This is a genomic window from Streptomyces sp. NPDC031445 (genome assembly GCF_055581365.1).
On the sequence record NZ_JBVIJO010000018.1, the window covers coordinates 96,470 to 108,510 of the forward strand.

A 12,041-nucleotide genomic window follows, 5' to 3' on the forward strand; every position below is an offset into this window, starting at 1 on the left:
CGGTTGCGCCGCACCGCCGAGCGAGGTACTTCCCTGCGTCCTACGGTGGAAGTGGGGCCGCTGCCGTGGCCGGCGGGGCCTCGCTCCCCCAGTCCGCGCGAACCGCGGGAGACCCGAATGACGTCGGACACCACACCGTTGGACCAGCTGGACCATCTCGTGGTCCTCATGCTGGAGAACCGCTCCTTGGACAACATGCTCGGGTTCCTCTACACCGGTCAGGACAACCGCTCGCCCGCCGGCGACGCCTTCGAGGGACTGACCGGCGCGGAGGCCAACCCCGACGGGAACGGCGGCAAAGTCACCGTCTTCCGGATCGACCCGGACAGACCCGGGGCGTACTTCATGCCGGGCTCCATCCCGGGGGAGGAGTTCGACCGGGTGAACGTCCAGTTGTTCGGCACGGAACATCCGCCCGCACCCGTCCCCGACGCGACCAACGACGGCTTCGTCATCGACTACGCGGAGATCTACCCGACGCGGAGCGGCAACTCCCCGGGCGTGACCGCGAGCGACATCATGGGCTGCTTCACCCCGGAAGGGGTGCCGGTACTGTCCGGACTGGCCCGGGGCTACGCGGTGTGCGACCACTGGTACTGCTCGGTTCCCACCCAGACCCTGCCCAACCGGGCCTTCGCGCTTGCCGGGACGAGCCTGGGCTACCTGCTGGACAAGACCAGCCTGAATCTCGCGGAACAGACGAAGCGCCCCATGTTCGACACGCCGAGCATTTTCGGCCGACTCGGTGACACCGTCGACTGGATGGTCTACGGGTACGACAAGTGGCCGAAGACCATGGCTGATTTCCCCGACACCCAGCAAGCCGACATGCGTCACTTCGGCCAGTTCATGGACTTCACGAAGGCGGCGGCCAACGGCCGGCTGCCCGCCTTCACCTTCCTGGAGCCCTCCTGGGGGACCACGGGCAACAGCCAGCACCCCAACGACGACGTGGCTTTGGGCGAGCGTCTCGTCTACGACACCTATCGGGCCCTGCGCCGCGGACCGGACTGGGCCGGCACCTTGCTGGTCGTCACCTACGACGAGCACGGCGGCTGTTACGACCACGTACCTCCGCCTGCCGGCGCGACGCCACCCGACGGCATCAAGGGAGTGGAGTTCGACTTCGACTTCACCCGGTTCGGGGTACGCGTGCCCACGGTGCTGGTGTCGCCCCTCATCAAGCCCGGGACCGTCTTCCGCGTCCCCGACGACAGCGTGCCGCTGGACCACACGTCGCTGCTCAAGACGATCGAACAGAGATGGGGCCTGGAGCCGCTGACGGGTCGCGATGCGGCCGCCCCCGGCATAGGGGACGTCCTGACCCTGGAACGACCACGCGATGACGACGTGCTGTCCGACGTCCTCGTCCCCGTCTCCAAGGGCAGCAACCCCGCCCGGACCGAGACGTCACACCTGGACGCCGCCTACCACGGCCTCGTCGCCGCGAACCTCATTCCGCGTATGTGAAGGACGGCAGGGACCCGGCAAGCGGAAACCCCGACGCGTCATCCGACGCCCCGCTGCCGCAGCGTCGAGCCCGAGCGGTCCTTGACGACCTCCAGCTGGGCGTGGACGCGACGGCGCAGGTCGGCGACGTGGCTGACGATGCCGACGCTGCGGTCGCGTTCGCGCAGGGAGTCCAGGACGTCCAGGACCTCGTCGAGGGTCTGGTCGTCGAGGCTGCCGAAGCCCTCGTCGATGAAGAGGGTGTCCAGGCGGACGCCGCCGGCCTCGTCGGTGACGACGTCGGCGAGGCCGAGCGCCAGTGCGAGCGAGGCGAAGAAGGTCTCGCCGCCGGACAGGGTGGCGGTGTCCCGTTCCCGTCCGGTCCAGGCGTCGACCACGTGCAGCCCCAGCCCGGAGCGCCCGCGTCCGGTGCGGTCGTCGGAGTGGACGAGGGTGTAGCGGCCCGACGACATGCGCTGGAGGCGGACGGTCGCGGCGGCGGCGACCTGTTCGAGACGGGCCGCCAGGACGTACGACTCCAGGCGCATCCGGCGTTCGTTGTCGGCGGAGGTGCCCGCGGTGAGGGCGGCGAGCCGGGCCACCCGGTCGTACTCCTCGCGCAGCGGGCCGAGCCGGCGCACGGCCTGGCCGGCGCGGGTGGACAGGCGGTCCAGCTGCGCGCAGCGGCGGGCGGCGGCGTCGCGCGCGGAGGCCGCCTCGCGCAGCCGCCGTTCCGCGGCGGCCGCGGTCCGCTCGGCCGTGGCCGGGTCGGCGGGCGGCTGCTGGGCGGCCGCCGCGGTGCCGGGCTCGGCGAGGACCGCGCGGACGGCCGCCTCCTCCTGCTGCCAGGCGTCCAGGCGGTGCTGGAGTTCACGGTGGGCGGCCGGGTCCAGGAGGGCCGCCGCGGCGGCCTGCGGCGTGTCGAAGCCGGCCCGGTAGGCGGCGTCGGCGAGGCGGGCGTCGGCGTCCTTCAGCCGCTGGGCGGCGTCCTCGGCGGCGCGCACGGCCTCGGCGGCCTCGGTGAGCAGGGCCGCCCGCCGCTCCAGCTGGGCGGCGCGCGCGGCCACGCTGCCGGCGCTGCCCCGGGCCTGCTCCAGCTCCGCCTGGAGCTGGGCCTGTTCCCGCTCCAGGGTGTCGCGGCGGGTGAGCCGGGAGGCGGCCCGTACGGCGGCCTGCTGGCGGTCCGCGAGCCGCTGCTCGCGCTCCCGTTCGGCGCGGCGCAGTTCCTCCTGGGCGGGGTGCAGGGCGGAGGCCGCGCGGCGGGCGCGGGCGTACTCCTGCTCCAGCCGGTCCGCCTCGGCGGCGAGCCGGTCGGCGGGCGTGTCCCCGGCCTCGGCGGTGGCGGCGGCCAGGGCCTCGCGGACCTCGCCGAGACGCCGCTCGTCCCCGGTGTGCTGCTCCTCGGCCCGCCGGCATGCGGCGAGGGCCTGGTCCTCGGCCTCGCGGTCGACGTGTCCGGCGACCTTGCGGGCGGGGGCGGGGTGTTCGGTGGCTCCGCAGACCGCGCACGGCTCGCCGTCGGTGAGATGGGCGGCCAGTTCGGCGGCGATGCCGTTCAGCCGCTGTTCCTTGAGGTCGAGCCAGTGGGCGCGGGCGTCGAGGGCGCGCTGCCGCGCGGTCTCCGCGCGCTGCCGGGCCTGTTCGAGGTCGGCGGCGAGCCGGTCGCGGGTGCGGGCCGCGTCGAGCCGGCGCCGCATGGGGTCGCGCTGGACGGCGAGCTGTTCGGCGCGGGTCGCGGCCTCCTGGGCGGAGTCGACGCGGGTCTGGAGGGCCGCGCGGACGCCGTCCCAGTCGGCGAGCCAGGCCTCGGCCTCGCCCAGGACGTCCTCGTCGGCGCGCTCCTGCCGGTCGAGTCCGGCCCGCTCCTCGGCGAGTTCGGCGAGCCTGCGTTCGGCGCGCCGGGCCGCGTCCAGGCCGCCCAGCTCCTCGGCGGCCCGGCGGGCGGCGGCGGCGAGTCCGCTCGCGCCGGCGTCGGCGAAGGAGTCGGGCAGCAGTCCGCGCGCGCGTGCCTCGGCCGCGGTGGCCCGGCGGTGTTCCGCCTCGGCGGCGTCCCGCAGCTCCAGGGCGGGGGCGACCGCCTCCGCCTTGCGGCCGCGCTCCATGCGCTGCTGGTTCTGCCGGTGGGCGCCGGACCGCTCCTGGAGGCGCTCGGCGCGCTGCCGGGCCTCGGCGAACCGGGCCTGGAGGCGGGCGAGTTCGCGTATCCCGTCCAGGGCGCGGCGGGCTTCGGCGTGGGCCGACTCGGCGGCGGAGAGCCGGCAGTGGGCCACGGTGAGGCGTTCCCGGGCGGTGCTGCGGGCCACGGCGGCGGCGCCGAGGACGGCCTCGGCCAGTCCCGGGTCGCCGGGGGCCAGGCCGGGCAGCTCCATGGCGTCGCCGGCCTCCTGCTGCATGCGGTGGGCGTCGGCGAGCAGTGCCGTGTCGCCCTCGCGCACGCGTGCCTCGGTGGCGCGGCGGCGTTCGGCGAGGCGCTTCTCGACGTCGGCGAAGCGCTGGGTGTCGAAGAGGCGGCCGAGGAGCCTGCCGCGGGCCTCGGCGTCGGCGCGCAGGAAGCGGGCGAAGTCGCCCTGGGGCAGCAGGACGACCTGGCAGAACTGCTCCCGGCTCATGCCGAGCAGCTGGGTGATCTCCTCGCCGATCTCCTGGTGGGAGCGGCTGCGGTCCTTCCAGGCGCCGGCCGTGCCGTCGTACTCGCGCAGCCAGGTCTGGGCCTTGTCGACGGTCGTGCCCGTGCCCCGCAGCTTGGGGCGCTCCCACGGGGGCTGCCGGGTGATCTCCAGCCGGCGTCCGGCGACGGTGAGTTCGAGACGGACCTCGGTGCGGGTGCCCGGCCGGGCGTGGTCGCTGCGCAGGGTCATGCCCTGGCCGTTCTGCCGGGCGCCGGGGACGGAGCCGTAGAGGGCGTAGCAGACGGCGTCCAGGACGGACGTCTTGCCGGCGCCGGTGGGGCCGTGCAGCAGGAACAGCCCGGCGGCGGAGAGGGCGTCGAAGTCGACGCTCTGGGCGCTCCCGAAGGGGCCGAAGGCGGTGAGGTCGAGCCGGTGCAGCCTCACCGGGCCACCTCCCGCACGGTGTCGTCGGCGCGCACGGCGTCGAACGCCTCGCGCAGCACGGCCGCCTCGCGGTCGTCGGGTCCGGCGCCGCGCACGTGGGCGACGAAGTCCTGGGCGATCTGCTGGTCGCTGCGCCCGGCGAGACGGCGGGCGTACGACACCTGGGGGTCGTCCGGGGTGCGCTCGGGGGCGAAGACCAGGCTGAGGGTGTGCGGGAACCGCTCGCTGAGCCGGGCCATGGGGTCGGCCGGGCGGACGGGGTCGGTGAGGGTGGCCTCGATCCAGGCGTCCTCGTGGCGGGTCAGCTCCGGGTCGGCGAGGAGGTCGTCCAGGGTGCCGCTGATGCGGGCGAGCGGGCGGGGCACCGGGCAGTCGACGCGTTCGGCGGTGAGGGAGCCGTCCGCGTCCAGGTCGATCAGCCACATGCTCTTGCGGTGGCCGGCCTCGGAGAAGGAGTAGGCGAGCGGCGATCCGGAGTAGCGCACGCGCTCGGTGATGGCCTGGCAGCCGTGCAGGTGTCCGAGCGCCACGTAGTCGACGCCGTCGAAGACACCGGCCGGCACGGCGGCCACTCCGCCGACGGTGATGTCCCGCTCGCTGTCGCTGGCCTCGCCGCCGGTGACGAAGGCGTGGGCGAGGACGACGGAACGCGTGCCCGGCGCGCGGGTGGCGAGGTCGGCGCGTACGCGGTCCATGGCGGCGCCCAGCACGGTCTCGTGGCCGGCCTTGTCGACGCCGAACTCGTCCTTCACCAGGGCCGGTTCCAGGTACGGCAGGCCGTAGAAGGCGACGTCGCCGTGGGCGTCCGGGAGCACGACGGGGGTGCCGGCGGCGGACGGCTCGGTGCGCAGGTGGATGCCCGCGCGGCCGATGAGTCCGGCGCCGACGCCGAGGCGGCGGGCCGAGTCGTGGTTGCCGGAGATCATCACCGTGGGCACGCCGAGGTCCGCCAGGCGGTGCAGGGCGGTGTCGAACAGCTCGATCGCGGCGAGCGGGGGTACCGCGCGGTCGTACACGTCGCCCGACACGACCACCGCGTCCACCTCGCGCTCACGCACGGTGGTGACGAGGTGACCGATGAACTCGGCCTGGGCCCCGAGCAGGTTCACCCGGTGGAAGGCCCGGCCGAGGTGCCAGTCGGACGTGTGCAGGATCCTCATGATCCCCGAGCGTAACGGCCGGGTCCGACAGCACGGGCGGTTACTCCCGTACCAGCCCGTCACGACCCGCACACCGCAAGCCTGTTATGCCCGATTCGTCCCCATCATCGGGCGTCTCCGTACGCTTCGCCGCCGAGTTCGAAGCCGGCCGTGCCCGCCGTCACATCGGCGAGCCAGCCGCGGAAGGCGTCCACGTCGGCGTCGGGCAGGCCGATCTCGATGGTGACGGCCTCGCCGTAGCGGACGTCCCGCACCTCGCGTCCGGTGGCGCGCAGGTCGTTCTGGACCTTGCCGGCGCGCTGGTGGTCGACGGTCACCGTGGCCAGCCGGAAGCGGCGCCGGGTGATCGTGCCGAGCGCGTCCAGGGCCTCGCCGACCGAGCCGCCGTAGGCGCGGATGAGTCCGCCGGCGCCGAGCTTCACGCCGCCGTAGTAGCGGGTGACGACGGCCACCACGTACCGCATGTCGCGGCGCAGCAGCATCTGCAGCATGGGCACGCCGGCGGTGCCCCCCGGTTCACCGTCGTCGCTGGCCTTCTGCACGGAGGCGTCGGCGCCGATGACGTACGCCCAGCAGTTGTGGGTGGCGTCGGCGTGCTCCTTGCGCACGGCGGCGATGAAGTCCTGGGCCTCCTGCTCGGTGGCGGCCGGGGCGAGGGCGCACAGGAAGCGGGAGCGGTTGATCTCGGTCTCGTGCACGCCCGCGCGGGCGACTGTGCGGTACTCGTCCTGCATCCGCCCAGCCTATGCGAGCGCCGGACGCCCCCGGTCAGCCCTTCTTCTTCCCGCGCGGGACCGTGAACGAGGTGAGCAGGGCCGTGCCCGGAGCCAGCGCCGGCCAGCCGGTGCCGTGCCAGGCGAGCACGGCGATGGCGCTGGTCGGGAACTTCGCCCGCACCCGGTCCAGGTTGTCGTCGAGGCCGTCCGCGGCCAGCGTCAGCACCAGGTCCTCCAGGCCGGGGTTGTGCCCGATCAGCAGCAGCGTCCGGACCTCCGGCGGCGCCTCGCGCACGACCTCCAGCAGTTCGGGCACGCCGGCCGCGTACAGCCGCCGGTCGTAGCGCACCGGCGGTGGCGTGGCCCACTCGGCGGAGGCCAGCTCCCAGGTGCGGCGGGCGCGTACGGCGGTGGAGCACAGGGCGAGGTCGGGCAGCGTCGCGGCGGCGAGGGCGCGCCCGGCGGCCGGCGCGTCGCGCAGCCCGCGCGCGGCGAGCGGCCTGCGGTGGTCCCCGACGCCCTCGGGCCACGCCGACTTCGCATGCCGCAACACCACGAGCCGCCGCAGCGGCCCGGCCCCTGCGGGGGCGCTCACGCGGGGCTCCCTACGCCACTGGGCGCCGGCAACTCGCGGTCGCCCCCGCAGCACCCGGACACGGCCCACCGGAACACCACCGAGCGCCGCATCCGACGCACAACCGCCGGGGCGCTCACGCGAGGCTCCCGACACCACATGGCGCCGGCAGCCCGCCGCGGCCCCCGGAACACCCGCACCCCGACTCGGCCCACCGCAACACCACCGGCCCCCGCATCCGGCCCACAGCCGGGGCGCTCACGCGAGGCTCCCAAAGCCGCAGGCCCCGCGCGGCCCACCGCAACACCACCGGCCCCCGCAACCCACCGGAAACCGCCGACGCGTTCACGCGGGCCTCCCCGACCTCGCTCGGCGCCGGCGACCCGCCGTGGCCCCCGGCACCCCGCGCCACCCCCTGACCCGGCCCACCGCACCACCACCGGCCCCCACAGCCGACCCGCAACCACCGCGGCGTTCACGCGAGGCTTCCGAGGTCGCGGGCGAGGTCCAGGGCGAGCAGGCGGTCGGCGTAGGCGTACGTCTCGAAGCGGGCTCCGTCGGTGAGGTCCGGGGCGGTCGCCACGTCCCGCAGCACGTCCAGCACCCCCGGCAGGTCGAGATCGTTCTCCCAGGCGGCCCGCAACCGTCCGCGCACCGGTTCCGGCACCGGTCGTGAGGGTTGCCGCGCCCAGCCGGCCATGGCCCGCCGCCAGTCCGCGAGCTGCTCTGCGGCCCGGTCCAGGGCGCCGCCGTCCAGCCGCGCGGGCTGGTGCCGGGGGACGGAGAGCAGGGCGAGCCGGAGCGCCGCGGGGTCGGCGAGCAGGACCGGGAGCGACGGCTGCGGCCCGGCCCACTCCACCGGGGCGACGGCGGCCAGCGGGCCTCCAGCAGTCGATTCCGGCACCGGGTCCCCCATCGGACCTCCGGCCGACCGGGCCTCCTCGGCCCGTACACCCCGTGACCCCGCCGCTGACGGGCCTTCGCCCCGCTCCTCCGGTGACGGGTCAGGCGCCGCTCCCTCAGCCCGCTCCCCCGGCCCCGCGTCCCGTCCGCCCGTCGTGGGCCGCCGGGCCACGTGGATCATCTGGGCCTCGCCCAAGCCGGACGCGAGGTCGCGGTCGTCCTCGAAGGGGCGGATGGCGAGGTGGGTGGCGGCTGTGCGCAGTTCCGGCTGGTCGCGGGGGGCGGTGAGGATCGTCCAGACCGGGGTGCCGCCCAGTTCCAGCGCCCGTACCAGCAGATCCGCGGTGAGCATCACCCGAAGGGCCGTCGGGTCGAGGCCGGAGGCGTGGGCCGCGATGCGGGTCAGGCCGCGCCGGGCGGGCGCGGCGGGGACGGGCTCACCGGTTCGGGCGTCGAGAATGCGCAGCACGGGGCGAGCGTAGGCGGGTGGACGGCCGTATGCAGCGGCTTGCGCCGATTCCGGACAGCGTGGCGGGGTAGGGCGGGAATCCACACCCGCCGTGGCGATGTTGCACGGGCGCACAGTTCCCCGCAGCCCGAGGAGGCGGCCGATGTACGGCGACGACGCGACGATCCGCAGGATCCTGACCGAGCTGGGCGACACCTGGGCGGTGGTGGGCCTGTCCTCCAACCAGAACCGGCCCGCCTACGGGGTGGCGCGGGTGCTCCAGCGGTTCGGCAAGCGGATCGTGCCGGTGCACCCCAAGGCCGAGACGGTGCACGGGGAACAGGGCTACGCCTCCCTCGCGGACATCCCCTTCGACGTGGACGTGGTCGACGTCTTCGTCAACAGCGACCTGGCCGGCGCGGTGGCGGACGAGGCCGTGGCGAAGGGCGCGCGGGCGGTGTGGTTCCAGCTCGGTGTCGTCGACGAGGCCGCCTACGAGCGGACGCGAGCGGCGGGCACGGAGATGGTGATGGACCGGTGCCCGGCAATCGAAATTCCCCGCCTGAACTAGCCTGTCTCACCTTCTTCTCACAATTCGACGCTGAATATTGACATTCCCAGACCGCGCTGACCTGGGTGAAGCCTTCACCAAGACACCGGAGATCCCGGGTCAAGACTTGGTTATCGGTCTTCTGCCGGCGCGGAGAGCGTCCTTAATCTGTGGCCCCTCGCTCGTCGATCCCGCGTAAAATATTCGAGAGGCCACGCGACATGCCGAAAGTCGACCATCCTGTCCCGGTAGCCACGACGGACTCCGGCGGGCTGCGCCGGGACGTCGGGCTCATCGGTCTGATGTGGGCCTCGGTGGGCTCCATCATCGGATCCGGCTGGCTCTTCGGCGCCGAGAAGGCGGTCGTCGCGGCGGGCCCGGCCGCGATCATCTCGTGGCTGATCGGCACGGTGGCGATCGTGCTGCTCGCGCTGGTGCACGCCGAACTCGGCGGCATGTTCCCGGTGGCGGGCGGCACGGCCCGCTACCCGCACTACGCGTTCGGCGGTCTGGCCGGCATGTCCTTCGGCTGGTTCTCCTGGCTCCAGGCGGCGACGGTGGCCCCGATCGAGGTCGAGGCCATGATCGGCTACGCCAAGCACTGGCAGTGGGCCGACGGCCTGCAGTACCACGACCAGACGCTGACCCCGAGCGGCTTGGCCGTGGCCGTGGTCCTCATGGCGGTGTTCGTCGGCGTCAACTTCTTCGGCGTCCGCGCCCTCGCGCACACCAACAGCGCCGCCACCTGGTGGAAGATCGCCGTCCCGCTCGCGGCGATCTTCATCATCGCGATCGGCAACTTCCACCCCGGCAACTTCACCTCCGAGGGCTTCGCTCCGTTCGGCGCCAAGGGCGTGCTCAGCGCCATCAGCGACAGCGGCATCATCTTCGCCCTGCTCGGCTTCGAGCAGGCGATCCAGCTGGCCGGCGAGAGCCGCAACCCCCAGCGGGACCTGCCGCGCGCGACCCTCGGCTCGGTCGCGATCGGCGCCGTCATCTACATCCTGCTCCAGATCGTCTTCATCGCCGCGCTGCCGCACACCTCCTTCGCGCACGGCTGGGCCCACCTGGACTTCCCGGGCATCAGCGGCCCCTGGGCCGGTCTGGCCACCCTGGTCGGCCTGGGCTGGCTGAGCGTGGTGCTGTACATCGACGCGGTGATCTCGCCCGGCGGCACGGGCCTGATCTACACGACGGCCACCTCCCGGGTGTCGTACGGCCTCGCGATGAACGGCTACGCGCCGAAGCTGTTCACGAAGACCGACAAGCGCGGCGTGCCGTGGTTCGGCCTGATCGTCTCGTTCGTCACCGGCGTGGTCTGCTTCCTGCCGTTCCCGAGCTGGCAGACGCTGGTCGAGTTCATCACCTCGGCGAGCGTGCTGATGTACGCGGGCGCGCCGCTGGCCTACGGGGTGTTCGCCGACCGGCTGCCGCACCGTGAGCGCCCGTACCGGCTGCCCGGCGGCAAGATCATCTCGCCGCTGTCGTTCGTGGTCGCCGACCTCATCATCTACTGGGCCGGCTGGGGCACCCTGTGGCGCCTGGGCTTCGCGATCCTGCTCGGGTACGTGCTGCTCGGCTCGTACGCCTGGTACGCGATCCGAAAGGGGCTGCCGGACGCGCCGCGCCTGGACTTCAGGGCCGCGCAGTGGCTGCCCGGCTACCTGGTGGGCATGGGCGTGATCTCCTGGCTGGGCGGCTTCGGCGGCGGCCGGGGCACCATCGGCCTGTGGTGGGACCTGCTGATCGTGGCGGCCTTCTCCCTGGTCGTCTACTACTGGGCCAAGGCCACCGCGTCGCGGCCCGAGGCGATCGAGCGGAGCATCGACGAGGTCGTGGTGACGGACGCGCCCGCGCACTGACCGCCTCCGTGCGCCGGCCACGACCGCGCACGGACCGCGCCCACCGCCCGCACGCGGTGTCCCGTCGGCCGGCCGGCTGACGGGACACCGTCATAATGCCCCGCGTGACGCCTCCTTCCCCCCATCCCGAGTCCCCATCCGCCGCGCACCGCCCGGTCGTCGTCCTCGGCGCCGGACCGGCCGGCCTCACGGTCGGCAACATCCTGCGCGCCGCCGGGGTCGACTGCCTGGTCCTCGAGACCGAGAGCAGAGCCTTCATCGAGCAGCGACCGCGCGCCGGCGTGATCGAGGAATGGGCCGTACGCGGCCTGGAACAGCGCGGCCTGGCCGGCGACCTGCCGAAGCGCGCCGAGCGGCACACCGAGTGCGAGTTCCGCTTCGACGGCCGCGGGCACCGCTTCGCCTACACGGAGCTGACGGGGTACCACCACTGGGTCCACCCGCAGCCGCTGCTCGTGACGGACCTCGTGCGCGAGTACGCCGACGTGCGCGACGGGGACATCCGCTTCGGCGTGCGGGACGTACGCCTGCACGACCTGGACTCGGACCGGCCCGCCGTCTCCTACACCGACCCGGACAGCGGTGAACGGCACCTGGTGACCTGCGCGTTCGTGGCCGGCTGCGACGGGGCGCGCGGGGCGAGCCGGGCCGCGCTGCCCTCGCGGGCGCGGATCTCGCGGCACGACTACGGCATAGGCTGGCTGGCGCTGCTGGCCGAGGCGCCGCCGTCCTCGGACCGCGTGCTGTTCGGCATGCACGCGGACGGGTTCGCCGGGCACATGCCCCGCGGCCCCGAGCTGACCCGCTACTACCTCCAGTGCCCGCCCGGCGACGACCCGGACTCCTGGTCCCACGAGCGCGTCTGGGCCGAGCTTCAGCGGCGGCTGCGCGCGGCGGACCGGCCGCCGCTGACGGAGGGGCGGCTGCTGGAGAAGCGGGTGCTGGACATGCACAACTACGTGGTCGAGCCGATGGTGTTCGGCCGGCTGTTCCTGGCCGGAGACGCCGCGCACCTCGTCGCGCCGATCGCCGCGAAGGGCATGAACCTGGCCCTGCACGACGCGTTCCTGCTCGGTGACGGCCTCGTCGCCCAGCTGACCGAGGGCGACGCCACGGGGCTCGACGACTACTCGGACGCGTGCCTGCGGCGGGTGTGGGACTACCAGGAGTTCTCGGAGTGGCTGTCCGGGATCTTCCACGGCACCTCCTCCGGCGACCCCTACGTCGCCGGCACCGCGCTGGCCCGGCTGCGCCGGATATGCGCCTCACCGGTCGCGGCGGCGGCCTTCGCCGAGCAGTACCTGGGGACGGCCGGCGCGTTCTGAG

At 74.0% G+C, this 12,041-nt stretch carries 9 protein-coding genes; 4 read left to right on the top strand and 5 right to left on the bottom strand.

All coding sequences use genetic code 11. The features are described 5' to 3' along the window. Nucleotides 1-117 precede the first annotated feature (117 nt). Nucleotides 118-1,470, top strand: coding sequence for an alkaline phosphatase family protein (locus ACZ5DC_RS36160; protein WP_468659981.1), 1,353 nt, complete (start codon nt 118-120; stop codon nt 1,468-1,470). A gap of 38 nt (nt 1,471-1,508) precedes the next feature. Here ACZ5DC_RS36160 and ACZ5DC_RS36165 read toward each other — a convergent pair whose 3' ends face one another. From ACZ5DC_RS36165 to ACZ5DC_RS36185, 5 genes are all read right to left on the bottom strand, one after another. Beyond that, the gene (locus ACZ5DC_RS36165; RefSeq protein ID WP_468659983.1) at nt 1,509-4,502 is read right to left on the bottom strand and encodes an AAA family ATPase; all 2,994 of its coding nucleotides are present in this window, start codon (nt 4,500-4,502) and stop codon (nt 1,509-1,511) included. After that, a complete protein-coding gene (locus ACZ5DC_RS36170) occupies nt 4,499-5,662 on the bottom strand; it encodes an exonuclease SbcCD subunit D (protein ID WP_468659985.1) in 1,164 nt (387 codons plus the stop codon). The genes ACZ5DC_RS36165 and ACZ5DC_RS36170 overlap by 4 nt, the downstream gene beginning before the upstream one ends. Nucleotides 5,663-5,766: 104 nt before the next feature. Next, entirely contained in the window at nt 5,767-6,396 is a 630-nt protein-coding gene (locus ACZ5DC_RS36175; RefSeq protein ID WP_468659987.1) for a YigZ family protein, read from the bottom strand. A gap of 34 nt (nt 6,397-6,430) precedes the next feature. Continuing rightward, nucleotides 6,431-6,973: a SixA phosphatase family protein gene (locus tag ACZ5DC_RS36180; protein WP_468659989.1), complete on the bottom strand. Its 543-nt coding sequence runs from the start codon at nt 6,971-6,973 to the stop codon at nt 6,431-6,433. Nucleotides 6,974-7,427: 454 nt separating this feature from the next. Continuing rightward, on the bottom strand, nt 7,428-8,324 hold the full coding sequence (locus ACZ5DC_RS36185) for a hypothetical protein (RefSeq protein WP_468659991.1): 897 nt from the start codon (nt 8,322-8,324) through the stop codon (nt 7,428-7,430). A gap of 142 nt (nt 8,325-8,466) precedes the next feature. Here ACZ5DC_RS36185 and ACZ5DC_RS36190 point away from each other — a divergent pair, with 142 nt between their 5' ends. The 3 genes from ACZ5DC_RS36190 to ACZ5DC_RS36200 all read left to right on the top strand — a co-directional run bounded on the left by ACZ5DC_RS36190 (nt 8,467) and on the right by ACZ5DC_RS36200 (nt 12,040). Then, nucleotides 8,467-8,874: a CoA-binding protein gene (locus tag ACZ5DC_RS36190; RefSeq protein ID WP_366751740.1), complete on the top strand. Its 408-nt coding sequence runs from the start codon at nt 8,467-8,469 to the stop codon at nt 8,872-8,874. A gap of 200 nt (nt 8,875-9,074) precedes the next feature. Further along, a complete protein-coding gene (locus ACZ5DC_RS36195; RefSeq protein WP_366751741.1) occupies nt 9,075-10,715 on the top strand; it encodes an APC family permease in 1,641 nt (546 codons plus the stop codon). Between the two features lie 104 nt (nt 10,716-10,819). Continuing rightward, nucleotides 10,820-12,040: a 4-hydroxybenzoate 3-monooxygenase gene (locus ACZ5DC_RS36200; RefSeq protein ID WP_468659994.1), complete on the top strand. Its 1,221-nt coding sequence runs from the start codon at nt 10,820-10,822 to the stop codon at nt 12,038-12,040. The last annotated feature ends 1 nt before the right edge of the window (nt 12,041 follow it).

What these genes read in the sequence shown, in the direction of transcription:
- ACZ5DC_RS36195 (WP_366751741.1), top strand. Translation starts at nt 9,075, where the DNA reads ATGCCGAAAGTCGACCATCCTGTCCCGGTAGCCACGACGGACTCCGGC.
- ACZ5DC_RS36175 (WP_468659987.1), bottom strand. Translation starts at nt 6,396, where the DNA reads ATGCAGGACGAGTACCGCACAGTCGCCCGCGCGGGCGTGCACGAGACC.
- ACZ5DC_RS36190 (WP_366751740.1), top strand. Translation starts at nt 8,467, where the DNA reads ATGTACGGCGACGACGCGACGATCCGCAGGATCCTGACCGAGCTGGGC.
- ACZ5DC_RS36170 (WP_468659985.1), bottom strand. Translation starts at nt 5,662, where the DNA reads ATGAGGATCCTGCACACGTCCGACTGGCACCTCGGCCGGGCCTTCCAC.
- ACZ5DC_RS36160 (WP_468659981.1), top strand. Translation starts at nt 118, where the DNA reads ATGACGTCGGACACCACACCGTTGGACCAGCTGGACCATCTCGTGGTC.